This window comes from Acidovorax sp. SUPP3434 (assembly GCF_030159015.1).
In the GTDB taxonomy this organism is placed as follows: Bacteria; Pseudomonadota; Gammaproteobacteria; order Burkholderiales; family Burkholderiaceae_C; genus Paracidovorax.
This window is the reverse complement of the sequence record NZ_BQXL01000001.1, coordinates 807,127-827,950: the sequence shown is the minus strand read 5'-3', so window position 1 is coordinate 827,950 and position 20,824 is coordinate 807,127. Positions and strand designations below refer to the sequence as shown.

Genomic DNA, 20,824 nt, shown 5'->3' with positions numbered 1-20,824 from the left:
CGGCGGTTCAGGCGCTGGGCGGCACGTAGCCCTGGGCGGCGTCGGCGCCTTCGCCGAAGAAGTGCTGCTCCATCTGCCGGGCCAGGTACTGGCGGGCGCGGGCGTCGGCCAGGTTCAGGCGGTTTTCGTTCACCAGCATCGTCTGGTGCTTGAGCCAGGCGGCCCAGGCTTCCTTGCTGACGCTCTCCCAGATGCGCTTGCCCAGGTCACCGGGGTAGGGGGGAAAGTCGAGGCCTTCGGCTTCCTTGCCGAGTTTGATGCATTGAACGGTACGTGCCATGGGGAAGGGTCCTAGAAGGATGGTTTAGATGTTTTGGGTATTTCAAACTGAAATTTCAGTAGTTCCAGTTTTGAAGAGGGACTTCCAGAATGCGTTGCATTGGTGATTTGCACCGGACCGCATTCCACAAAAGAAAGCCTCTCATGAACGTTCGCCGCGACTTTATCAAGTTTCCTCTCGCCGCCGCCCTGCTGGCCGGTATGGCCCTGACGGCTTTGCCGTCGCTGGCCCAGCCGGTGCAGTTCCTGAACGTGTCCTACGACCCCACCCGGGAGCTCTACGTCGAATACAACCAGGCGTTCGCCAAGCACTGGAAAGCCAAGAGCGGGCAGGATCTGGCGATCAAGCAGTCGCACGGCGGCTCCGGCAAGCAGGCGCGCTCGATCATCGACGGCATCGATGCCGACGTGGCCACGCTGGCACTGGGCGGCGACATCGATGCGCTCGTCACGCACGGCGGCCTCGTCAAGGCCGATTGGCAAAAACGCCTGCCGCACAATTCGGCTCCCTACACCTCGACCATCGTGTTCCTGGTGAAGAAGGGCAACCCCAAGGGCCTGAAGGACTGGGACGACCTGGCCAAGCCCGGCGTGCAGGTGATCACCCCCAACCCCAAGACCTCCGGCGGCGCCCGCTGGAACTACCTGGCCGCCTGGGAATTCGCCAAGCGCAAGTACGGTGGCGACGCACAGGCCAAGGACTTCGTCGCCAAGCTGTACAGCAACGTGCCCGTGCTGGATACCGGCGCCCGCGGCTCCACCATCACCTTCGTGCAGCGCGGCGTGGGCGACGTGCTGCTGGCTTGGGAGAACGAAGCCTTTCTGGCGCTGAAGGAGTTCGGTCCCGAGAAGTTCGAGATCGTCGTGCCGTCGCTGTCCATCCTGGCCGAGCCCAGCGTGGCGGTGGTGGACAAGAACGTGGACAAGAAGGGCACCCGCGCCGTCGCCGAGGAATACCTCAAGTACCTGTACTCCGACGAAGGCCAGGACATCGCCGGCAAGAACTTCTACCGCCCCACGGGCGACAAGGCCAAGGCCAAGTACGACAAGCAGTTTCCCAAGCTCACGCTGGTGACCATCGACCAGGCCTTCGGCGGTTGGGCGAAGGCCGACAAGGCTCACTTCGCCGATGGCGGCAGCTTCGACCAGATCTACACCAAGAAGTGAAGACGACGGCGCTCTTGCCAATCCGCCCGCGCTAGAAAGCCCCATTCCATGTCCGTCCTCCTGATCGCCGGCAGCCCCTCGGAGCGTTCCCGCTCCGCCGCCCTGCTGGATACCGTGTCGCAGCGCCTGTCGGTGCGCGGTGCGCTGGTGCAGCGCCTGCGCATCCGCGACCTGTCGCCCCAGGCGCTGCTGCTGGCGGACACGGGCCACCGCTCCATCGCCCACGCGGTGGACAGCGTGGCCGAGGCCAGCGTGCTGGTGGTGGCGACGCCCGTCTACAAGGCAGCCTACAGCGGCGTGCTCAAGGTCTTTCTCGACCTGCTGCCGCAGACGGCGCTCAAGGGCAAGACCGTGCTGCCGCTGGCCACCGGCGGCAGCGCCCACCACATGCTGGCGCTGGACTACGCGCTGCGGCCGGTGCTGCAGTCGCTGGGTGCCAAGCACATCCTGCCGGGCATCTACGCCACCGATGCCCAGGTCACGCTCACGCCCGAGGGCGCCTACGAGGTGGGGCACGACGTGTCCTCCCGGCTGGACGACGCCGTGAACGTGCTCATCACCGAAACCCTGCGGCCCGCGCCGGCCCAGGCCACGCGGTTCGCGCCGGTGCATTTCTCCCAGGTGCGATGTAGCGTCTGACGCGCCCCCGGGCGGCGCTGGCCTGTGGGCCGGCCCCCGCCGTCCGCTCCTCCCCAAGCCTTACCCCATTTTTGAGAACCCGCTCGCCGCGGGCAGGCCGCTGCATCGCCGCCCGCACCCGGTGGACCTCGCCAGAAAGACCGATCGCATGACTTCGAATTTCTCTTCCCTGCGCCGCCGGATGGTGGCTTCCGGCCTCGGCACCGTGCTGGCCGCCGGCCTGCCGCCCGCTTTTGCCCAGAAGGGCGACCGCGTCCTGCGCGTGGGCCACCAAAAGGGCTGGCTGTCGCTGCTCAAGGCCCGCGGCACGCTGGAAAAACGCCTGGCGCCTTTGGGCGTGAAGGTGACCTGGACCGAGTTCAATGCCGGCCCGGTGCAGTTGGAGGCACTGAACGTCGGCTCGATCGACTTCGGCGACGTGGGCGAAGCGCCCCCCATCTTCGCCCAGGCGGCCGGCGCGCCGCTGGTGTACGTGGGGGCCACGGTGCCGCGCCCGCAACTGGAGGCGGTCGTCGTGCCCAAGGGCTCGGCGATTCAGAGCGTGGCCGAACTGAAGGGCCTGCGCGTGGCGCTCAACAAGGGCTCGAACGTGCACTACCTGCTGGTCAAGGTGCTGGAAAAGCACGGCCTGCACTACCGTGACGTGCAGCCGGTCTTCCTTGCGCCGCCCGATGCGCGGGCGGCCTTCGAGAAAGGCGCCGTGGACGCCTGGGTGATCTGGGACCCGTTCCTCGCCTCCGCGCAAAAGACCTTGCAGGCCCGCGTGCTGGCCGATGCCACGGGCGTGGCGAACAACCGCGCCTATTACTTTTCCTCGCGCGACTATTCCGCCAGGAACGCCGACGTGCTGCGCATCGCCATCCAGGAGGTGGACGCCATCGACAAGTGGATCGCCGCGCACAAGGCCGAGGCCGCGGCGGAGCTGTCCACCGTGCTGGGGCTGGACCGCTCGGTCACCGAGCTGTTCGTGGGCCGGGCGGGCTACGGCACCTCGCTGGTGTCGCGCGACATCCTGGCCGAGCAGCAGGTGATCGCCGACACCTTCTTCGACCTGAAGCTCATCCCCCGCAAGCTCAACCTGCAGGACGCCGCTCCGGTGGACCTGCTCTGAAAGGGCGCACCCATGTCCGCACCTTTCCCAACCCCTTTGCAGGTGCGCGTGCGCCGGGTGCTGGGCGTGACCGCCCAGGCCTGGGGTCTGGCGGCGCCGCGCGAAAGCGCCCGCGTGTTGGCGCTCGCCCCCGCACCCCGGGCTGCGCGCCGGCGCCGGGCCGTGGCGCGGGCGCCATTTTTCGCCATCTCCTACTGAACGACGACGAGGTCATCGCATGCAAGTGTTCTGGTTCATTCCCACCCATGGCGACAGCCGCTACCTGGGCACCACTGAAGGCGCGCGCCAGCTCAGCCACGACTACGTGAAGCAGGTGGCCGTCGCGGCCGATAGCCTGGGCTACGAAGGCGTGCTCATTCCCACCGGACGCTCGTGCGAAGACCCGTGGGTGGTGGCGTCCAGCCTGGTGGCGGTGACGCGCCGCCTCAAGTTCCTGGTGGCCGTGCGGCCGGGCCTGCACCAGCCCAGCCTGGCCGCGCGCATGGCGGCCACGTTCGACCGGCTCTCGGGCGGGCGGCTGCTGATCAACCTGGTGACGGGCGGCGACCAGGTCGAGCTGGAAGGCGACGGCGTGTTCCTCGACCATGCGGCGCGCTACGAGCAGTCGGCCGAGTTCATCCGCATCTGGCGCGAGATACTCACGCGCAGCCACGACGGCGGCACCTTCGACTACGAGGGCAAGCACCTCTCGGTCAAGGGCGCCAAGTTGCTGTTCCCGCCGCTGCAAAAGCCGTATCCGCCGGTGTACTTCGGCGGCTCCTCGGCCGCCGCGCACGACTTGGCCGCCGAACAGGTGGAGGCCTACCTGACCTGGGGCGAGCCACCCGCCGAAGTGGCCAAGAAAGTGGCTGATGTGCGCGAGAAGGCCGCGCGGTTGGGCCGCACGGTGAAGTTCGGCATCCGCCTGCACGTGATCGTGCGCGAGACCGATGCCGAGGCCTGGGCCGCGGCCGAGAGCCTCATCAGCCGCGTGAAGGACGAAACCGTGGTGCAGGCCCAGGCCGTGTTCGCGCGCATGGACTCCGAGGGGCAGCGCCGCATGGCCGCGCTGCATTCGGGCGGGGCCAAGCGCTCCCGGGCCGACCTGGAGATCAGCCCCAACCTGTGGGCCGGCGTGGGCCTGGTGCGCGGCGGCGCGGGCACGGCCCTGGTGGGCGATCCGCAGACCGTGGCTGACCGCATCAAGGAGTACGCCGCCTTGGGGATCGACACCTTCGTCATGTCGGGCTACCCGCACCTCGAAGAGGCGTACCGCTTTGCCGAGCTGGTGTTTCCGCTGCTGCCGCTGGCGTTGCAGGAAAAGCTCGCGGGCGGCGCGCCCGGCGGGCCGTTCGGCGAGGTCGTGGGCAACCAGTACGCGCCGCGCGCGTCGCAAAGCTGAGCGGCGGGGCAGACCATGGCGATCCATTCCATCAACCATGTGCAACTGGCCTTTCCGGCGGGCGCCGAGGGCCAGATCCGCAACTTCTACAGCACGCTGCTGGGGCTGCCGGAATTGATCCACCCCATCGGCAGCACCCTGCGCTTTGCCGCGGGCGCGCAGCGCATCGAGCTGGTGCCCACCGAACGCTGGCAGCCGGCGCCTGCCGTGTCCCACCTGGCGTTCGAGGTGGAGAACCTGCCCGAGCTGCGCGGGCGGCTGCTGCAGGCCGAGCTGCCGTTGGTGGAGAACCGGGCGCTGCCCGGCTACCTGCGCTTTTATGTGAAGGACCCGGCGGGCAACCAGCTGGAATTCCTCGAACCCGACAACGAACCGAGGTACGACGCATGACCGATACGGTACGAGAGCTGCAGGTCTCGCCCCTGCCCGAGTCGCCCGAAGGCCCGGCGGGCGCCTTGCCCGCGCCGCTGGTGCAGCTGGCGGCCGCCGTGTGGCGCCGCCTGCTGCCCTGGCTGGTGCCGGTCGCGCTGATCGCGCTGTGGCAGGTGGCGTCCGCCCTGGGGTGGCTGTCCACCCGCGTGCTGCCGGCGCCGCTGGACGTGGTCAAGGCCGCGTGGACGCTCACCGAATCGGGCGAGCTGTGGACCCATGTGAAGGTGAGCGCCAGCCGTGCCCTGGCGGGCCTGGCGATCGGCGGCGGCCTGGGGCTGGTGCTGGGGCTGCTCACCGGCTCGCTGCGGCTGGCCGAGACGCTGCTCGACTCCACCATCCAGATGGTGCGCAACATCCCGGCGCTGGCGCTCATTCCGCTGGTGATCCTGTGGTTTGGCATCGACGAGTCGGCCAAGTTGTTCCTCATCAGCGTGTCGGTGTTCTTTCCGATCTACCTGAACACCTTCCACGGCATCCGCAACGTGGACCCGGGCCTGATCGAGATGGGCCGCACCTACGGCCTGTCGCGCTGGCAGCTGTACCGCGAAATCATCCTGCCCGGCGCACTGTCGTCCATCCTGGTGGGCCTGCGCTTTTCGCTGGGGCTGATGTGGGTGATCCTGATCGTGGCCGAGACGATTTCGGCCCAGGCCGGCATCGGCTACCTGACCATGAACGCCCGCGAGTTCCTGCAGACCGACATCGTGCTGGTGGGCATCCTGCTGTATGCGCTGCTCGGCAAGCTGGCCGATGTGTTCGCCCGCGGGCTGGAGCACTGGTGGCTGCGCTGGCACCCCGGGTATCAGTGAACAACCCCCTGAGGCGCTGCGCGCCTTCCCCCTTCTCTCGACTCGCGCGGCGAGTCGGGAAGGGGGACGCCGCCGGTGGCCCGGCAAAGCCGGTTCCACGGCGTCTGCTGGCCCTGAGCCGCGCCGGTTTTTGACATCTCTTATCTGTACAGGAACGTCATGAGTTTGCATTTCGATCGCCGTGCCTTGCTGGCCGCGTTGGGGTTGTCCGTAGCGGGGCTGGCTAATGCGCAGCCTGCGGGCGCCACCGTGCGCATCGGCTACCAGAAGTCGTCCACACTGACCGCGTTGCTCAAGGTGCAGGGCACGCTGGAAAGGCAGCTCGCGCCGCTGGGCGTGCAGCCCGTGTGGCACGAGTTCACGAGCGGCCTGCCGCTGCTGGAGGCGCTCAACCTCGACAACCTGGACTTCAGCGCCGACGTGGCCGACACCGTGCCGGTGTTCGCCCAGGCCGCCGGGGCCCGCGTGACCTTCGTGGCACAGGAGGCACCGTCGCCCACGGCCCAGGCCATCCTGGTGCGGGCGGACTCGCCGCTCAAGACCGTGGCCGAGCTCAAGGGCAAGAAGGTCGGCTTCGCCAAGGCGGCGGGCGCGCACTACCTGCTGATCGCCGCGCTGGAAAAAGCCGGCCTGTCGTTCAGGGACATCGAGCCGGCCTACCTCACGCCCGCCGACGGCCGGGCCGCCTTCGAGCGCGGCGCCATCGATGCCTGGGTGGTGTGGGACCCGTTCCTCGCGGCCGCGCGGCAGCAGTCCGGCGCCCGGGTGCTGGCCGACGGCACGGGCCTGGCGTCGTACCAGCGCTACTACCTGGCCAGCACCCGGTTCGCCCAGGCGCGGCCCGACGTGCTGCGCACCCTGTATGCCGAACTGGAAAAGGCCGGCCGCTGGACCAAGGCCTACCCCAGGGAGGCCGCCGCGCTGCTGGCGCCCGTGTGGGGCCTGGATGCGGCCGTCATCGAGCAGGCCAACGGCCGCCGCAGCTATTCCGTGCGGCCCGTGGTGCCCGAAGGACTGGCCGAGCAGCAGCGCATCGCCGATGCCTTCTTTGCCGAGAAGCTGATCCCGCGCCGGGTGGATGCCCTGGCCGTTCCCCTGTTCAAGCCCGGAGCCTGACCCCATGTCTGACGCCCGACCTTCCTCTTCTGCATCCCCCGCCGGCGGCGTGCGCCTGCAGGCGCGCGGCCTGTCCAAGCGCTACGGCCAGCGCGAGGTGCTGCGCAACGCGCAGCTGGAAATCGAACCCGGCGAATTCATCGCCATCGTGGGCCGCAGCGGCTGCGGCAAGAGCACCTTGCTGCGGCTGGTGGCCGGGCTGGAGGCCGCCAGCAGCGGCACGCTCACCACCGACGGCCAAGCCGTGGCCGGCCTGCACGGCGACACGCGCATCATGTTCCAGGAAGCCCGGCTGCTGCCCTGGCGCCGGGTGCTCGACAACGTGACGATCGGCCTGCCCAAGGCCGCGCAGGCGCGGGGCCGCGAGGTGCTGGTGCAGGTGGGCCTGGCCGACCGCGAGGGGGAATGGCCGGCCCGGCTGTCGGGCGGGCAGCGCCAGCGCGTGGCCCTGGCGCGCGCCCTGGTGCACCAGCCGCGCCTGCTGCTGCTCGATGAGCCGCTGGGCGCGCTGGATGCGCTCACCCGCATCGAGATGCACCGCCTCATCGAGGGGCTGTGGCAGCGCCATCGCTTCACGGCGTTGCTCGTCACCCACGACGTGCAGGAGGCCGTGGCCCTGGCCGACCGCGTGGTGCTGATCGAGGACGGCCGCATCGCGCTGGACGAGCGCATCGACCTGGCCCGCCCTCGCTCGCAGGGCGACGCCGCGTTCGCCGCCATCGAAAAACGCATCCTCGACCGCGTGCTGCAAAAGCCCGACGCCGACCCGCCGGCCGATCCGGCCTGGCCCGGCATTCCCGCGCACGGGCTGCGCTGGGCGGTCTGAAACGACGCCTTCCATCGTTCCGTTCCCCTGATTTTCGATCCCACCGTTTTCCGTTCCCGGACTTTTCAAGGAGAAAACCATGTCCATCCAAGCCATCAACGTGCGCAATCAATTCAAGGGCAAAGTGCGCGAGATCGTCCGCGGCGACGTCGTGTCCGAGGTCGATGTCGAGACGCCCTGGGGCATCGTCACCTCCGTCATCACGACGCGCTCGGTCGATGAGCTGAGCCTGGCCGTGGGCTCCGACGTCGTGGCGTTGGTCAAATCCACCGAGGTGTCGATCGCCAAGCTGTGAAGGGAATCAGGGCCAAAAACGGCCCCGGCACATGATTCACTAGGGCATCGTGCTATAAAAAAAGTAGCATCTGTTTTGAAAGGCGGCTTGCGGGCCGCCTTTTTCATGGCGGGGCGATCTCGGTGGGGGGCGTGCTGCGGCACAGGCGCCCGGCGTGTCCGCCTTCATCCGTGCGGGTACTTTCCGACACCGTTGCGTGCGGCGCCTCGGTAGCGTCGAGGCCTGTTCCAACGAGGCACTCCCATGAATCCTTCTCCCATCGAATCGTTCAAGCGGCTCCAGCGGTACGACGACCGGCGCCCCGGCTTCCAGGGCGAGCACTGGCTGGTGCTGGGCGCGGGCGCCGCGCTGCTGCTGGCCTCGCGCCGCAGCCCCTCGCCCTTGCGGCGCACCGTCGGCTCTGCGCTGGGCAGTGCGCTGCTGGTGCGGGCCGCCAGCGGGCGCCAGGGCCTGGCCAGCGTCCTGCGGTACCTGCCGCTGGGCCGGCGCTGGTAGGGCGCACGCCCGGCGCGGCCAAGCGAAGCGGCTGTCTCAGGCGTTTTCGTCCCGCTGCGAAGGCGCGGTGCGGCACAGGTAGTTCTCCAGCAAGGTGACCAGCTCCGGGGCGAAGCGGGGGTCGCCGAGCAACTTGGGCCGCTCCGCGGTCACGGTGTGCACGACCGCATGCGCGGCCACGCCCACCAGGTAGGTCGCCAGGTCCGGGTCCGGCACGTTTTGCATGAGCGGCCGGATCACCTCCAGGAATTCCCCGCGCAGCTGGTGTTTGTCTTCTTCCAGGCCGCGCACCGTGCGTGGCAGTTCGTCGTAGATGGCTTTGTGCACGGCGGGTGCGGCGCGGTGCTCCTCCACGATCATTTCGACGACCACCGTCAGTGCCTTTCGCAGGGAGGGCTGCTCCGGCAGGACCTGCAGTGCCTTGCGCAGGTCGGAGCGCGTCTCGACGGCGTGGCGCCGCTGCAATTCCGCGATCACCGCCTCCTTGTTCGGAAAGAACTGGTAGAGCGAGCCGATGTTCACGCCCGCGCGCTCTGCGATGGCATTCGTGGTGAATCCTGCCCAGCCCACCTTGGTCAAAATGTAAGTCGCGGCTTGCATGATGGCATCCACGGTGGCGCGCGAGCGCGCCTGGACCGGGATTTTGCGGGGCTCGGCGGCGGTTTTGCTTTTGCGCGGGGACGGCATGGGAACGCGAGTTTCGGAAATAAAAGCTTTAACTTACGATTTAAAGCATGAAAACACAAGACCTGCTGCATCCCTGGGATGCCTTCCAAGCCGCCAACCGCTTTCGCCGGGCGATCCGCCGATTCCGGCCCACACCGATTCCGGAAGAGGACGTTCGGGCCTTGCTCGCCGAGGCCACCTTCGCCCCGTCCAGCGGAAACATGCAGCCGTACGAGCTGCACTGGGTTCGCACCCCGGCCGTGAAAGCCCGCCTCGCGCAGGCCTGCAACGGGCAAAAGGCGGCGGCATCGGCCGCGGATTTCGTCGTCTTCGCCGCCAGTCCCGCCATCGGGCGGCGGACCGCCCAGGCGCAGCTCGACCATGTCGAACGATCGACCGGGCTGGGGCCGGAATCGAAGGCCTATTACCGCAAGCAGATCGGCATGTTCCAGCGGATCCTGGGCGCGGGCTCGTCGGTGCTGTGGTCGCCGTGGCTGCTGCTGGCCGCCTGGGTGCGCCCCACGCTGTCGCTGCTGCCGGTGGGGCACATCGGCGGCCGCCAGTGGGCCGCCCGCAATGCGATCTTCGCGGCCCAGACCCTGCTGCTGGCCGCGGCGGCGAAAGGCATCGACTCGTGCCCCATGGAGGGCTTCTCCGCGTCCGCCGTCGCCAAGCTGCTGGGACTGCCGCGCGGCACCGTCATCCCCCTCGTTGTGGCGCTGGGCTACCGGGCCGATGACGCCCGCGTCGAGGATCGCTGGCGCCTGCCTTTGGAAGAGTCGGTCGTCACCCATTGAGAGAAAGGGGGACGGCCACGTGGCCGGCATGCACTGTGCCGGCCCGGAGGAGGGCGGCTCGCCTTCGGCCTTTGTTCAGGCACAGGGCATGGAAGTTTTTAATAACGCACATAAGTTGCGTTATTGGATCTAGAATTCGCTGTTGCAACTCAGTTGCAGTAGTAAATAAATTCACATTCGACCGTCCTCATCCCCTTTTAAACTGCGGCACCTTTCCCTGTGATCCCGCCGTGGCGCTCTGCCCCGGCCGCCGGCGGCCTTGGCATCCGCACGGCTCGCGCGCATCGGGGCCTGCCTTTTTCCACCGTCCACGCCGGCCTCGCTCTCAGCGGCCGCTCCTTGTCTTTTTCCATCCCATCATGCGACCGCTCTGCCCGACAGCTTCTCTCTGGTTGACCCCCTTGCTGGCGCTGTCCGCGCCCGGCGCCATGGCCCAGGAGGGCGGCAGCACCGCCGCGCTGCCCACGGTGGTCGTGAAGGAGCAAGCCACGCCGGGCGCGCTGGACCAGCCGGCCGAGGGCGCGTCCCGCCTGGGCCTGTCGGTGCGCGAAACACCGGCGTCCATCGACGTGGTCTCGCGCCAAGTGCTGGGTGAACGCGGGTTGCGCACCGTCACCGAAGCGGCCCAAGCGGCCGTGGGCGTGACGGCTGGGGACTTTCCGGCCGAGCCCAGTGCGTTTTCGATGCGCGGCTTTGCCAACAGCCAGATCAACACGCTCTACAACGGCATCAAGATCGGTCCGCCCAACATGACCTCGCGCGTCATGGACACCGCCAATCTGGAGCGCATCGAATTCCTGAAAGGCGCGGCCTCCTTGATGTCGGGCGAGGGCGCCTCGGGCGGAGCGGTGAATTTCGTCACCCGCGCGCCGCACCGCGGCCCGGTCCAGACCGAGGTCGAGACGGCGGCCGGCTCGTTCGGCGAGCGCCGCGTCCGCCTGGGCTCGGGTGGCACCACCGCCTGGAAAGACCTGGATTACCGCATCGACCTGAGCGGCTCGGACAGCGACGGCCCCGTGCAAGGCACCCAACAGCACAACCGCCACCTGTCGGGCGGGCTGGACTGGCATGTGCGCCCCGGCCTCAAGTTCTTCGTGGCGGCCGAGGTCAAGCGCGACCGGGGCAGCAGCTACTGGGGCACGCCGCTGGTCTCCGCCGCCGCGCCCGGCATCGAGCCCGAGGGCGGCGTGGTGTCCGGTACCTACACGTCGGGCTTCAACGGCAGCGCGCTCGGCCCGGTCGCGATCGACCGGCGCACGCTGCGCACCAATTACAACGTGCTGGACAACCGCAACGACGCGCGCGAGACCTGGCTGCGCACCGGCATGGACTGGCGCATCGACAACGCCTTCACGCTGCGCACGCAGATCTACCGCTATACGGCCACGCGCACCTGGTTCAACAACGAGATCGCCGCGTTCAACGCCGGCACCGGCCTGGTGGACCGCGAGCGCTTCTACGTGGCCCAGGACCAGACCTCAGTGGGCCAGAAGACCGAGCTGCAGTGGGACGGCCAGATCGCCGGCCGCGACAACCGCTGGGTGGCGGCGCTCGAATACAGCGACCTCGACCTGACCCGCCCCGGCGCGGCCAACTTCCCCGGCGACAGCGTGAGCCTGGTGAACCCCGATCGCGGCACCTACGGCCCGCTCACCCGCCAATGGCAGACGAGCGGCGTGCGCAACACGGTGCTCGCGCTGGAAGACCGGTTCTCGGTGGCGCCGGGCTGGATGCTGCTCGGCGGACTGCGGCACGAATCCATCGAGCTGTCGCGCACCTCCACCGATGCCGCCGGTGCGCCGCGCGCCGGCTTTCCGTTCGACAAGGCCTGGCACCCGACCACGGGGCGCGTCGGCCTGACCTGGACCCCAGCCGCCGGCACCACCATGTATGGCCAGTACGCCACCGGCGCCGACGTGGCGGCCAACAACCTGTTCCTGCTGCGCGGCACGCAGCCGCTGGACCTGACCCGCACGCGCAACGTGGAGGCCGGGGTCAAGCAGTCGTTCTGGCAGGACCGCGGCGAATGGACGTTCGCGGTGTACGACACCGAGCGCCGCAACGTCTATGCCGCGCAGGGCGGGCAGTCGCTGGCCGTGGCGGGGGCCTTGCAGTCGCGGGGCGCCGAGGCCTCGGTGGCGCTGCGGCCCGATGCGCACTGGAGTCTGTGGTCCAACCTGGCGCTGAACCGCGCGCGCTACCAGGACTACGCACTGGCCGGTGGCGGCTCGCTCTCGGGCAACACGCCGCCCAACGCCCCGCGCGTGGTGGCCAATGCCGGCGTGGGCTACCGCTTCGTGGCCGGCGTGCCGGTGCAGGTATCGGCCTCGCTGCGGCATGTGGGCGAGCGGTTCCACAGCGATGCGAACACCGTGCGGCTGGCGGCCTACACCGCGCTGGATGCCGCCGTGGCCGTGGACGTGGCCCGCGGCGTGCAACTGACCCTGCGCGGGCGCAATCTGACCAACCGCGTGTACGCGGCCTGGGCCGATCCGTTCTACCCGGACCAGATCCTGCTGGGCGCGCCGCGCAGCTTCGAGCTGGCCCTGCGCTGGACGCTGTGACATGCAGGCGCTGCTGCGGGCCGAGGGCCTGGGCTTTCGCACCCCGCAGGGGCGCCCGCTGCTGCACGGTGTGAACGCCAGCGCGGCCCGCGGCGAATGCGTGGCCCTGGTCGGCCCCAACGGCGCGGGCAAGAGCACGCTTTTGAGGCTGCTGGGCGCGCGGGCCGTGCCCACCGAGGGCCGGGTGAGCGTGCTCGGGCACGACCTGGCCGCCTGGCCGGCGCCCGAGCGTGCGCGGCACATCGCCGTGCTGGGGCAGACCGAAACCGCCGACCTCGCGTTCCGCGTGCACGATTACGTCGCCCTCGGGCGGCTGCCCCACCAGCACCATGCCGGCCGCGCGGAGCACGCGCGGGCGGTGGACGAGGCCCTGCACACCTGCGCGGTCGACTCCCTGGCGCATCGGGCGCTGTCCACCCTGTCGGGCGGCGAGCGCCAGCGCGTGCACCTGGCCCGCGCCCTGGCGCAGCAGCCCGCGCTGCTGCTGCTGGACGAGCCCACCAACCACCTCGACCTCGCGGCACGTGCCGACCTGCTGGCCCTGGTACGCGGGCTCGGCATCACGGTGGTGGCCGCGCTGCACGAGCTGGGCCTGGTGCCTTCGTTCGCCGACCGGGTGTGGATGCTGGACCGCGGCGCCCTGGTGGCCGACGGCCCGCCCGATGAGGCGCTGAGCGCCGACCGCGTGGCCGGCGTGTTCGGCATGGAACTGGTTCACACGCGGCACCCGCGCCATGGCGGCACGCTGTGGTCGTTCGAGCGCAAGGTGGCGGCATGAGGCGCGCGCTGCGGCGGTGGGCGGCCGGCCGATCCCTGGCGCTGGCGGTGGCCGGCGTGCTGTGCGGCGCGGGCCCCGCGCTGGCGCAGGGCGCGGGTGCGGTGCCGGGGTTCCCCGTCACCGTGCCCAACTGCGGCGACACGCTGCGCATCGCCGCGCCACCCAAGCGCATGGTCGTGCACGACCTGAACATGGTCGAGATGGCGATGGCGCTCGGGCTGCAGTCGTCCATGGTGGGCGTGACGGGCATCACCGGCTGGTACAAGACCGATGCGGCGTTCCTGCGCAGCCTGGGGGCCATTCCGGAGCTGGCTCCCAAGTACCCCACGCTGGAAACGCTGCTGGCCGCCAAGCCCGACCTGTTCTTCGCCGGCTGGTATTACGGCATGCAGCCCGGGGGCGAGGTGACCCCGGCCACCCTGGCGCCGCACGGCATCCAGACGCTGATCCTGACCGAAAGCTGCGCGCACACGCTCGGCGACAAACCGCGCGCCACGATGGACCTGCTGTACGGCGACCTGCTGCGCCTGGGCACCGTTTTCGGCCGCCGTGCCGAGGCCGGGCGGCTCATCGCGCAATGGCGCGAGCGGGTCCGGGCCGCGACCCGGTCGCCGCTGCCGCAGCCGCCACGCGTGTTCGTCTACGACTCGGGCGAGGACAAGCCCTTCACCGCGGGCCGCGCCGCCATGCCCACGGCTTTGATCGAGGCCGCGGGCGGGCGCAACGTGCTGGGCGATGTCCCCATGAGCTGGGGCACCAGCGCCTGGGAGACGGTCGCAGCGAGCAACCCGCAGGTCATCGTCCTGCTGGACTACCAGAATGGCCAGGGCCCGGAACACCTTCATCGCCTCCTGCAGGCGCACCCGGCCATGCGGCTGACCGACGCCGTGCGCCAGCGCCGCTTCGTCACGCTGCGCTATGCCGAGTTGACGCCCGGGCCCGCCAACATCGACGCCATCGAGAAGCTGGCCCGCGCCCTGAGGCAGGCACCATGACGCCGCCGGGGGCGGATGCCCGCACCGCGCGGCGCAGTGCAGTGCCTCTGCGGATCACGCTGCGCCGCGCGGCGCCATGGGGGATCGCGCTGGCCCTGGCGCTGCTGGTCATGGCGTCGCTCACCGCGGGCAGTGCGCCCGTGTCGTGGCGCGAGGCCGCCGCGGCGCTGGCGGGGCCCTGGGCCGGGGCGTTCGGCGCGCCCGCGGGTGACATGGCGCAGGCCATCGTGCGCGACCTGCGCCTGCCGCGCGTGGTGCTGGCGCTGCTGGTGGGCGCCACGCTGGCCCTGGTGGGCGGCCTGCTGCAAAGCACCACGCGCAACGACCTGGCCGATCCGTTCCTGTTCGGCCTGTCCTCGGGGGCTTCCACGGGCGCCGTGGCCGTCATCACGTTGACCGGCGAATGGCTGGGCGCCTGGACCTTGCCGGCCGCCACGTTCGCCGGGGCCGCGGTGGCGGCGGGCGCCGTGCTGCTGCTGGTGCGGCGCGCCGGCGGGCAGGGGCCCGCGCAGACTGTGCTGGCCGGGTTGGCGGTGTCGTTTTTATTCGGCGCGCTGACGCACGGGCTGGTCTTTGCAGGCGACCAGCGCGCGGCGCATGCCGTGGTCTTCTGGTCGCTCGGCGGCCTGGGGCTGGCGCGGTGGGACAACCTGTGGCTGGCATGCCTGGGGCTGGCCGTGCCCATGGTGTTCGTCTGGCGCCGCCACCGCGCACTGGATGCGCTGCTGGCCGGCGACGACACCGCCCACAGCCTGGGCATCGCGCCCGAGCGGCTGCGCACGCAGGCCTTCGTGGTGGCCGCGGTGGCGACGGCCTGCTGCGTGGCGTTGGCCGGGGTGATCGGCTTCGTCGGCCTGATGGTGCCGCATCTGGCGCGGCGGCTGTCGGGGCCCCTGCATGCCGCGTTCCTGCCGTTGGCCGGGGTGATGGGGGGCGCATTGCTGCTGGCGAGCGATCTGGTGGCACGCACGCTGCTGGGCTCGCAGGAATTGCCGGTGGGCATCGTCACGGCGGGCATCGGCGCCGTGTTCGTGATGGCGCTGCTGCGGCGTCGGCTGGCGGACTGACATGGATCATCAGATGTTTTTGATCCTAAGTCATGGAAATATATTCTTTCTGGTTTGAAGGGCCGACTCCTAAGATCGCGGCAGCTTCCCTGAAAGGTGTTCTCCGTGATCCGACCGCTCTCCGTGGCAACCGACATTTCCCCAGGCCTTCCACGATCGGCTGACGCCTGGCCCGCAAGGGGCGGCGCATGAACTTTCAGCAACTGCGCTCCGTGCGGGAGGCCGTGCGCTGCGGCTTCAACCTGACCGAGGTGGCCGCCATGCTCTACACCTCGCAACCCGGCGTGAGCCGCCAGATCCGCGAGCTGGAGGAAGAGCTGGGCCTTGAAATCTTCGCCCGCGCGGGCAAGCGCCTCACCGGGCTCACGCCCCCCGGCGCCACGCTGCTGCCCATCGTCGAGCGGCTGCTTCTGGAGGCCGAGAACCTCAAGCGCGCCGGCCTGGACTTCAGCGCCGCGCAGGAAGGGCGCCTGTCCGTGGCGGCCACGCACTCCCAGGCGCGCTACGCCTTGCCCCAGGTGGTGCGCGACTTCCGGGCGCTGTACCCCCACGTGTCGCTGCACCTGCACCAGGGCTCGCCCCGCCAGGTGGCCGAAATGCTGCTGTCCGGCGAGGCCGACATCGGCGTGGCCACCGAGGCGCTGGCCGGTTACGACAGCCTGGCCACGTTGCCGTGCTACCGGTGGTCGCACAGCATCGTGGTGCCGCCGGGGCATGCGCTGCTGGACCAGGCCGAGCCCGTCACGCTGCAGCAGCTGGCGCGCTTTCCGATCATCACCTACGAGTTGGGCTACACCGGCCGCGCGCACATCGACGAGGCCTTCTCGCGCGAGGGCCTGACGCCTGACGTGGTGCTGACCGCCATGGATGCCGATGTGATCAAGACCTACGTGGAACTGGGCATGGGCGTGGGAATCGTCGCCTCCATCGCCGTGGACCCCGACCGCGACCGCCACCTGCGCATGCTGGACGCGCGCCACCTCTTCGAGGTCAACCTGACCCGCCTGGGCCTGCGGCGCGGCAGCTGGATGCGCGGCTATGCCTACCGCTTCATCGAGAGCTTCGTGCCCACCCTCACACGCGAGGCGGTGGAAGCCGCCATGAAGGCGCCCGCGCCCTGAGCCGGGCGAAAGAGGGCCAGCCAGCGCTCAAGGCGGCGGGGCAGGCTGCGACAACACCCACAGCGCGAGGGCCCGCGCCTCGGGCTCGGTGATGCGCGCCTGGCGCGGCATGATCACGCGGCCCCAGGTGCCGACGCTGCCGTTGCGGATCTTGCCGGCCAGCCGGGCCGGCGCCTGCGGGTCGTTGCGGTAGCGCTCGGCGATCTGCGCGAACCCCGGCCCCACCTGCTTGCGGACCATGCCGTGGCAGGCCATGCAGCCATGCTCCTGGCCCAGGTGCCGATCCTCGGCGGCCTCGCCGGTGACGGCAGCGCTCGCCAGCCACAAGCCCGCCAGCACCGTCACGGCCCCGTGCCAGCCCAGCCGCGGCCCGGTGGCCGGGCCTGCGGAACGGGGCAGGGTGCGTGGGGCCATGGCGGTGCGGAAAAGGGCGTTGGTCATGCCGTCGAGCATAGCGGTGCGCGCCCACGCACTTCCTTCGCTGTCCGGCCTGCCGTTTTGCGCATATCCAAACGCGTTCTTGTCGCTTGGGCCAGCGCGTCGGCCCCGATAGATTCGCTTCAAGCCCACCGCACGGCGCAGTGGGCACTCCAGCGAAAGGACGAGGGATGACGACTGCAGCACTGCGATTTCAACGCCACCTCCCGACATGGCGCGACGGCCTGTATGCCCTGGCATTGGGCGCGGCCATCGCGCTGTGCGGCACCGCCTTCGCGGCCACGCCGGTGCCGCAGGGTCCGCTGGTCACCACCGACTGGCTGGCGCAGAACCTGGACAACGCCAAGGTCCGCGTGATCGAGGTCAGCGTGAACCCCGGCCTGTACGAGCGCAGCCACGTGCCCGGCGCGGTCAACTTCTCCTGGCATTCCGACCTGAACGACAAGGTGCGCCGCGACATCGTGGGCAAGGAGGCATTCGAGGCGCTGCTGTCCAAGGCCGGCGTGGCGCCGGACACCACGGTGGTGCTCTACGGCGACACCAGCAACTGGTTCGCTGCCTGGGGCGCCTGGGTGTTCGACATCTACGGCGTCAAGGACGTGAAGCTGCTGGACGGCGGCCGCAAGAAATGGGAGGCCGAGAACCGGCCGCTGAACAACCGGGTGCCCGAACCCGTGGCCACCACCTACCGCGTCGCCAGCGTCAACACCCAGCTGCGGGCCCGGCTGTCCGACGCGCTGGCGGTGGCCGAAGGGCGCAGCGATGCCCGGCTGGTGGACATCCGCTCGGCGGACGAATACACCGGCAAGGTCTTCGCCCCGGCCGGCGTGCCCGAGCTGTCGGTCCGCGCGGGCCACATTCCCGGCGCGGCCAATGTGCCGTGGGGCCAGGCGGTGCGCGAAGACGGCACGTTCAAATCGGCCGAAGAATTGAAGAAGCTTTACGCCGCTGCGGGCATCGACGGCAGCAAGCCGATCATCACGTACTGCCGCATCGGCGAGCGCTCCAGCCACACCTGGTTCGCGCTGAGCAAGATCCTGGGCTACGAGGTGCGCAACTACGACGGTTCGTGGACCGAATACGGCAACGCCGTGGGCGTGCCCATCACCAACCCGGCCGGCACCCTCTGGGCCGCCAAGTAGCGCCGGGCCAAAACAGTTTGTCAGTAGGGGGTCTCTTTTCAAGCCCGCCGCGTGCGGGCTTTTTTTTGTCCGGAGGTTTTGGCCATGCGCGTTGCGGGACTGTTGTCATGGGGACTGCTGGCCGCGGTGGGGGTTGCCGCCTTGGCGCTGCAGGCCCAGCCGGGCGGACGCACTCTGGCTTTCTCATTGGCGGTGGGCGCCGTGCTGGGCGTGGTGCTGCAGCGGTCGCGCTTTTGCTTTTATTGCCATGCCCGCGACTGGTTCGTCGACGGCAACCCGCGCGGCCTGCTGTCCCTGGTCCTGGCGCTGGCCGTGGGCACGGTGGGATACACCGTCGTGCTGGGCAGCTGGGTGCCGGTGCCCACGGCCGGGCAATTGCCGGCGGACATGCACATCGGCCCGGTGAGCCTGGCCCTGGTGGCCGCGGGCCTGGCGTTCGGCGCCGGCATGGTGGTGTCAGGCTCGTGCATCAGCGCGCACTGGTACCGGCTGGCGGAGGGCTCGCCCGTCGCGCCTTTCGCCCTGATCGGATCGGCCGGCGGGTTCATCCTGGGGTTTCGCACCTGGAACCCGCTGTACAGCGCCAGCGTGGCCGACGCACCGGTCGTGTGGCTGCCGGCGCACCTGGGCTACGGCGGCGCGCTGGCGCTGCAGCTGGGCGTGCTGGCGGCCATCGCCGCCTGGCTGTGGCGCGGATTCGCCCGCGAGGCGCCCGGGGCCGCCACCGCGCCCCCGGGCGTGCCCGGCCTGCGCGAGGCATGGCGGCGATTGTGGGCGGGCCGCTGGCCGTACTGGGCGGGCGGGTTGGCGGTGGGGATCATCGGTGCCTTCGTGATCGTGCGCATGCGGCCGCTGGGTGTCACGGCGACGCTGGGCAGCGCGGCCCGCTCGCTGGCGCAGGGGCAGGGGTGGATCCCCGACCGGCTCGACGGCCTGGACAGCCTGGCAGGATGCGCCACGGCCCTGCAGGCGACCTGGCTCACGCCCAACGCGGTGCTGATCGGCGGGCTGGTCGCGGGCGCTTTCATCGCGGCGCTGGCCAGCGGCCAGTTCGCGCCCCGCTGGCCCAACGGGCGCGACGCCGTGCGGGGCCTGGGTGGCGGCGTGCTGCTGGGCTGGGGCGCGATGACCGGGCTGGGATGCACCGTCGGTACCCTGCTGTCGGGGGGGATGGCCGGCGCGCTGTCGGGCTGGGTGTTCGGGGCCGCGGTGTTCGTGGCGGTCTGGGGCGGGGTGAGGGCGCGGGCCTGGCGGGCGGGCCGGGCCGCCCGCTGATGCTTGAAGTGTTTTGGCCTCGATGCCGGCGGATTTCATGCCTGTATTGCTACTAAATTCGTAGCAGATCACGTTTTTGTGACTTGTGGGGCCGGGTGTGCATCGCGGCACTGTCCGACGACAAAGGGCGTCTTGGCTGACGGAGGGCCGGGGCCCGGTCGAGCCACCATCGGCGGGTCGCCCGCGCCGCGGGCCCGCATCCGATTCAGGGAACGCATGGCATCCAAAGACAAAGAGAAAGAAAAAGACAAACCCGCCGGTCCGGCCGTGAGCGAGAAGGACATCAAGGCGCAGCGCGATCTGTGCGTGCTGGGACCGCACGGCGACCTGCGCCTGGCCTCGGTCACCATCGACGGCTACAGCCTGGAGCTGCGCGACGGCGATGGCTTTGTGGGCGACAACGCCAGCCGCACCGCCTTCCGCGAAATGCTCGATGCCTGGCGCACGCTCTACACCGACATGGCCGGCAAGGACCCGCTGGGCAGCAAGCCCACACGCGAGATCAGCAAACAACGCCTGGACGAGCTGCTCGAAAAGGACGGCACCGCCGCCCGCGCCATCGAGGCCGCCTCGGAGGACTACGCGCTGCAGCTGTCCCACGTGGTGCAGTGCTTTCTCAAGCACAAGACGTGGCGCGGCGTGAAGCGCGTGATCATCGGCGGGGGCTTTCACCAGAGCGAAGTGGGCGAGAGGGCCATCGCCCGTGCCGCCGAAATTCTCAAAAAGGAAAAGACGCCCATCGAGCTGCGCACCCTGCACCACCACGCGGACGAGGGTGGCCTGATCGGCTGGGTGCACCTGGCGCCGCCGGCACTGCTGCAGAGCTACGACGCCATCCTGGCCGTGGACATCGGCGGCACCAACGTGCGCTGCGGCATCGTGCAGACCCACCTGCACAGCGCGCCCGACATGTCCAAGGCCGAGGTGCTGATCCGCGAGAAGTGGGGCCATGCGGATGATGCTCCCAAGCGCGACGAACTGGTCGAAGGCATCGCGGAAATGCTGGAAGACCTGGTGGCCCATGCCGAGAAGGAAAACATCCGCCTAGCGCCCTACGTCGGCGTGGCCTGCCCGGGACTGGTCTGCGAAGACGGGTCGCTGGCGGGCGGCACGCAGAACCTGCCGGGCAACTGGGAGAGCATCCGCTTTCACCTGCCGCGCGACCTGTGCGAGCGTCTGCCCTACATCGGCCAGGGCCGCACGCAGGTCTGCCTGCACAACGATGCGGTGGTGCAGGGCCTGTCGGAGCTGCCCTTCACCACCGACGTGAAGCGCTGGGCCGTGCTCACCGTGGGCACGGGCCTGGGCAACGCCAGCTACACGAACCGCGCGGACGGCTGAGCCGCAGGCCCGCGCCTGGCGGGGCCGGGCGCGGAAGGCCCGCAGGACAGGACGGGTCCGATCCGCGTCGCCTTGGGACGGGCGCCGCGC

Annotated in this window: 23 protein-coding genes; 20 read left to right on the top strand and 3 right to left on the bottom strand. The window is 69.8% G+C overall.

The window, feature by feature from the left end; translation table 11 throughout:
• Window positions 1-7: 7 nt before the first annotated feature.
• Window positions 8-280, bottom strand: coding sequence for an oxidative damage protection protein (locus tag AVKW3434_RS03695; RefSeq protein ID WP_092743728.1), 273 nt, complete (start codon window positions 278-280; stop codon window positions 8-10).
• Between the two features lie 143 nt (window positions 281-423).
• On the opposite strand from AVKW3434_RS03695, the gene AVKW3434_RS03690 reads away from it, so the two are divergent.
• From AVKW3434_RS03690 to AVKW3434_RS03640, 11 genes are all read left to right on the top strand, one after another.
• On the top strand, window positions 424-1,446 hold the full coding sequence (locus AVKW3434_RS03690) for a sulfate ABC transporter substrate-binding protein (RefSeq protein ID WP_272569324.1): 1,023 nt from the start codon (window positions 424-426) through the stop codon (window positions 1,444-1,446).
• Between the two features lie 48 nt (window positions 1,447-1,494).
• On the top strand, window positions 1,495-2,085 hold the full coding sequence (gene ssuE / locus AVKW3434_RS03685; RefSeq protein ID WP_284404481.1) for an NADPH-dependent FMN reductase: 591 nt from the start codon (window positions 1,495-1,497) through the stop codon (window positions 2,083-2,085).
• A gap of 148 nt (window positions 2,086-2,233) precedes the next feature.
• Window positions 2,234-3,196 carry a sulfonate ABC transporter substrate-binding protein gene (locus AVKW3434_RS03680; RefSeq protein ID WP_284400002.1) on the top strand — a complete coding sequence of 321 codons (963 nt, stop codon included), beginning with the start codon at window positions 2,234-2,236 and terminating at the stop codon, window positions 3,194-3,196.
• A gap of 12 nt (window positions 3,197-3,208) precedes the next feature.
• Entirely contained in the window at window positions 3,209-3,394 is a 186-nt protein-coding gene (locus tag AVKW3434_RS03675) for a hypothetical protein (protein WP_272569327.1), read from the top strand.
• A gap of 19 nt (window positions 3,395-3,413) precedes the next feature.
• The gene (ssuD, locus tag AVKW3434_RS03670) at window positions 3,414-4,577 is read left to right on the top strand and encodes an FMNH2-dependent alkanesulfonate monooxygenase (protein ID WP_284404478.1); all 1,164 of its coding nucleotides are present in this window, start codon (window positions 3,414-3,416) and stop codon (window positions 4,575-4,577) included.
• Between the two features lie 15 nt (window positions 4,578-4,592).
• On the top strand, window positions 4,593-4,967 hold the full coding sequence (locus AVKW3434_RS03665; protein ID WP_284399990.1) for a VOC family protein: 375 nt from the start codon (window positions 4,593-4,595) through the stop codon (window positions 4,965-4,967).
• On the top strand, window positions 4,964-5,818 hold the full coding sequence (ssuC, locus tag AVKW3434_RS03660; RefSeq protein ID WP_284404476.1) for an aliphatic sulfonate ABC transporter permease SsuC: 855 nt from the start codon (window positions 4,964-4,966) through the stop codon (window positions 5,816-5,818). The genes AVKW3434_RS03665 and ssuC overlap by 4 nt, the downstream gene beginning before the upstream one ends.
• 159 nt (window positions 5,819-5,977) lie before the next feature.
• The gene (locus tag AVKW3434_RS03655; RefSeq protein WP_284404474.1) at window positions 5,978-6,934 is read left to right on the top strand and encodes an aliphatic sulfonate ABC transporter substrate-binding protein; all 957 of its coding nucleotides are present in this window, start codon (window positions 5,978-5,980) and stop codon (window positions 6,932-6,934) included.
• 4 nt (window positions 6,935-6,938) lie between these two features.
• On the top strand, window positions 6,939-7,760 hold the full coding sequence (locus AVKW3434_RS03650; RefSeq protein ID WP_284404472.1) for an ATP-binding cassette domain-containing protein: 822 nt from the start codon (window positions 6,939-6,941) through the stop codon (window positions 7,758-7,760).
• Window positions 7,761-7,839: 79 nt separating this feature from the next.
• Window positions 7,840-8,055: a TOBE domain-containing protein gene (locus tag AVKW3434_RS03645; RefSeq protein WP_284404470.1), complete on the top strand. Its 216-nt coding sequence runs from the start codon at window positions 7,840-7,842 to the stop codon at window positions 8,053-8,055.
• A 243-nt stretch (window positions 8,056-8,298) separates the two neighbouring features.
• Window positions 8,299-8,550 (top strand): hypothetical protein, encoded by a 252-nt coding sequence (locus tag AVKW3434_RS03640; protein WP_284404467.1) that lies wholly within the window; start codon window positions 8,299-8,301, stop codon window positions 8,548-8,550.
• Between the two features lie 36 nt (window positions 8,551-8,586).
• Here AVKW3434_RS03640 and AVKW3434_RS03635 read toward each other — a convergent pair whose 3' ends face one another.
• Window positions 8,587-9,150: a TetR/AcrR family transcriptional regulator gene (locus tag AVKW3434_RS03635; protein WP_272569334.1), complete on the bottom strand. Its 564-nt coding sequence runs from the start codon at window positions 9,148-9,150 to the stop codon at window positions 8,587-8,589.
• 134 nt (window positions 9,151-9,284) lie between these two features.
• On the opposite strand from AVKW3434_RS03635, the gene AVKW3434_RS03630 reads away from it, so the two are divergent.
• The 6 genes from AVKW3434_RS03630 (at window position 9,285) to AVKW3434_RS03605 (ending at window position 16,538) form a co-directional block, all read left to right on the top strand.
• Window positions 9,285-10,013 carry a nitroreductase family protein gene (locus AVKW3434_RS03630; RefSeq protein ID WP_284404464.1) on the top strand — a complete coding sequence of 243 codons (729 nt, stop codon included), beginning with the start codon at window positions 9,285-9,287 and terminating at the stop codon, window positions 10,011-10,013.
• A 401-nt stretch (window positions 10,014-10,414) separates the two neighbouring features.
• A complete protein-coding gene (locus AVKW3434_RS03625; protein ID WP_284404462.1) occupies window positions 10,415-12,577 on the top strand; it encodes a TonB-dependent receptor in 2,163 nt (720 codons plus the stop codon).
• A gap of 1 nt (window position 12,578) precedes the next feature.
• Window positions 12,579-13,355 (top strand): ABC transporter ATP-binding protein, encoded by a 777-nt coding sequence (locus tag AVKW3434_RS03620; protein WP_272569337.1) that lies wholly within the window; start codon window positions 12,579-12,581, stop codon window positions 13,353-13,355.
• Complete coding sequence (locus tag AVKW3434_RS03615) at window positions 13,352-14,350, top strand: ABC transporter substrate-binding protein (RefSeq protein ID WP_284404459.1); 999 nt, start codon at window positions 13,352-13,354, stop codon at window positions 14,348-14,350. Before AVKW3434_RS03620 ends, AVKW3434_RS03615 begins: the two co-directional genes overlap by 4 nt.
• Window positions 14,347-15,417 (top strand): FecCD family ABC transporter permease, encoded by a 1,071-nt coding sequence (locus AVKW3434_RS03610; RefSeq protein ID WP_284404457.1) that lies wholly within the window; start codon window positions 14,347-14,349, stop codon window positions 15,415-15,417. Before AVKW3434_RS03615 ends, AVKW3434_RS03610 begins: the two co-directional genes overlap by 4 nt.
• A 188-nt stretch (window positions 15,418-15,605) precedes the next feature.
• Complete coding sequence (locus AVKW3434_RS03605; protein WP_284404455.1) at window positions 15,606-16,538, top strand: CysB family HTH-type transcriptional regulator; 933 nt, start codon at window positions 15,606-15,608, stop codon at window positions 16,536-16,538.
• A 27-nt stretch (window positions 16,539-16,565) separates the two neighbouring features.
• Here the strand turns inward: AVKW3434_RS03605 and AVKW3434_RS03600 are convergent, their stop codons facing one another.
• Window positions 16,566-16,979, bottom strand: coding sequence for a c-type cytochrome (locus tag AVKW3434_RS03600; RefSeq protein ID WP_349816822.1), 414 nt, complete (start codon window positions 16,977-16,979; stop codon window positions 16,566-16,568).
• A 167-nt stretch (window positions 16,980-17,146) separates the two neighbouring features.
• Between AVKW3434_RS03600 and AVKW3434_RS03595 the strand changes: the two genes are divergently transcribed.
• From AVKW3434_RS03595 to AVKW3434_RS03585, 3 genes are all read left to right on the top strand, one after another.
• Window positions 17,147-18,118 (top strand): sulfurtransferase, encoded by a 972-nt coding sequence (locus AVKW3434_RS03595; protein ID WP_272569341.1) that lies wholly within the window; start codon window positions 17,147-17,149, stop codon window positions 18,116-18,118.
• 84 nt (window positions 18,119-18,202) lie between these two features.
• The gene (locus tag AVKW3434_RS03590) at window positions 18,203-19,393 is read left to right on the top strand and encodes a YeeE/YedE family protein (RefSeq protein WP_284404450.1); all 1,191 of its coding nucleotides are present in this window, start codon (window positions 18,203-18,205) and stop codon (window positions 19,391-19,393) included.
• Window positions 19,394-19,609: 216 nt separating this feature from the next.
• Window positions 19,610-20,734 carry an ROK family protein gene (locus AVKW3434_RS03585; RefSeq protein ID WP_284404447.1) on the top strand — a complete coding sequence of 375 codons (1,125 nt, stop codon included), beginning with the start codon at window positions 19,610-19,612 and terminating at the stop codon, window positions 20,732-20,734.
• Window positions 20,735-20,824 lie beyond the last annotated feature (90 nt).

What these genes read in the sequence shown, in the direction of transcription:
- AVKW3434_RS03680 (WP_284400002.1), top strand. Translation starts at nt 2,234, where the DNA reads ATGACTTCGAATTTCTCTTCCCTGCGCCGCCGGATGGTGGCTTCCGGC.
- AVKW3434_RS03635 (WP_272569334.1), bottom strand. Translation starts at nt 9,150, where the DNA reads ATGCAAGCCGCGACTTACATTTTGACCAAGGTGGGCTGGGCAGGATTC.
- AVKW3434_RS03610 (WP_284404457.1), top strand. Translation starts at nt 14,347, where the DNA reads ATGACGCCGCCGGGGGCGGATGCCCGCACCGCGCGGCGCAGTGCAGTG.
- AVKW3434_RS03620 (WP_272569337.1), top strand. Translation starts at nt 12,579, where the DNA reads ATGCAGGCGCTGCTGCGGGCCGAGGGCCTGGGCTTTCGCACCCCGCAG.
- ssuD (WP_284404478.1), top strand. Translation starts at nt 3,414, where the DNA reads ATGCAAGTGTTCTGGTTCATTCCCACCCATGGCGACAGCCGCTACCTG.
- AVKW3434_RS03605 (WP_284404455.1), top strand. Translation starts at nt 15,606, where the DNA reads ATGAACTTTCAGCAACTGCGCTCCGTGCGGGAGGCCGTGCGCTGCGGC.
- AVKW3434_RS03585 (WP_284404447.1), top strand. Translation starts at nt 19,610, where the DNA reads ATGGCATCCAAAGACAAAGAGAAAGAAAAAGACAAACCCGCCGGTCCG.
- AVKW3434_RS03600 (WP_349816822.1), bottom strand. Translation starts at nt 16,979, where the DNA reads ATGACCAACGCCCTTTTCCGCACCGCCATGGCCCCACGCACCCTGCCC.
- AVKW3434_RS03690 (WP_272569324.1), top strand. Translation starts at nt 424, where the DNA reads ATGAACGTTCGCCGCGACTTTATCAAGTTTCCTCTCGCCGCCGCCCTG.
- AVKW3434_RS03590 (WP_284404450.1), top strand. Translation starts at nt 18,203, where the DNA reads ATGCGCGTTGCGGGACTGTTGTCATGGGGACTGCTGGCCGCGGTGGGG.
- AVKW3434_RS03665 (WP_284399990.1), top strand. Translation starts at nt 4,593, where the DNA reads ATGGCGATCCATTCCATCAACCATGTGCAACTGGCCTTTCCGGCGGGC.
- ssuE (WP_284404481.1), top strand. Translation starts at nt 1,495, where the DNA reads ATGTCCGTCCTCCTGATCGCCGGCAGCCCCTCGGAGCGTTCCCGCTCC.
- AVKW3434_RS03650 (WP_284404472.1), top strand. Translation starts at nt 6,939, where the DNA reads ATGTCTGACGCCCGACCTTCCTCTTCTGCATCCCCCGCCGGCGGCGTG.
- AVKW3434_RS03675 (WP_272569327.1), top strand. Translation starts at nt 3,209, where the DNA reads ATGTCCGCACCTTTCCCAACCCCTTTGCAGGTGCGCGTGCGCCGGGTG.
- AVKW3434_RS03615 (WP_284404459.1), top strand. Translation starts at nt 13,352, where the DNA reads ATGAGGCGCGCGCTGCGGCGGTGGGCGGCCGGCCGATCCCTGGCGCTG.
- AVKW3434_RS03640 (WP_284404467.1), top strand. Translation starts at nt 8,299, where the DNA reads ATGAATCCTTCTCCCATCGAATCGTTCAAGCGGCTCCAGCGGTACGAC.
- ssuC (WP_284404476.1), top strand. Translation starts at nt 4,964, where the DNA reads ATGACCGATACGGTACGAGAGCTGCAGGTCTCGCCCCTGCCCGAGTCG.
- AVKW3434_RS03595 (WP_272569341.1), top strand. Translation starts at nt 17,147, where the DNA reads ATGACGACTGCAGCACTGCGATTTCAACGCCACCTCCCGACATGGCGC.
- AVKW3434_RS03655 (WP_284404474.1), top strand. Translation starts at nt 5,978, where the DNA reads ATGAGTTTGCATTTCGATCGCCGTGCCTTGCTGGCCGCGTTGGGGTTG.
- AVKW3434_RS03645 (WP_284404470.1), top strand. Translation starts at nt 7,840, where the DNA reads ATGTCCATCCAAGCCATCAACGTGCGCAATCAATTCAAGGGCAAAGTG.
- AVKW3434_RS03630 (WP_284404464.1), top strand. Translation starts at nt 9,285, where the DNA reads ATGAAAACACAAGACCTGCTGCATCCCTGGGATGCCTTCCAAGCCGCC.
- AVKW3434_RS03695 (WP_092743728.1), bottom strand. Translation starts at nt 280, where the DNA reads ATGGCACGTACCGTTCAATGCATCAAACTCGGCAAGGAAGCCGAAGGC.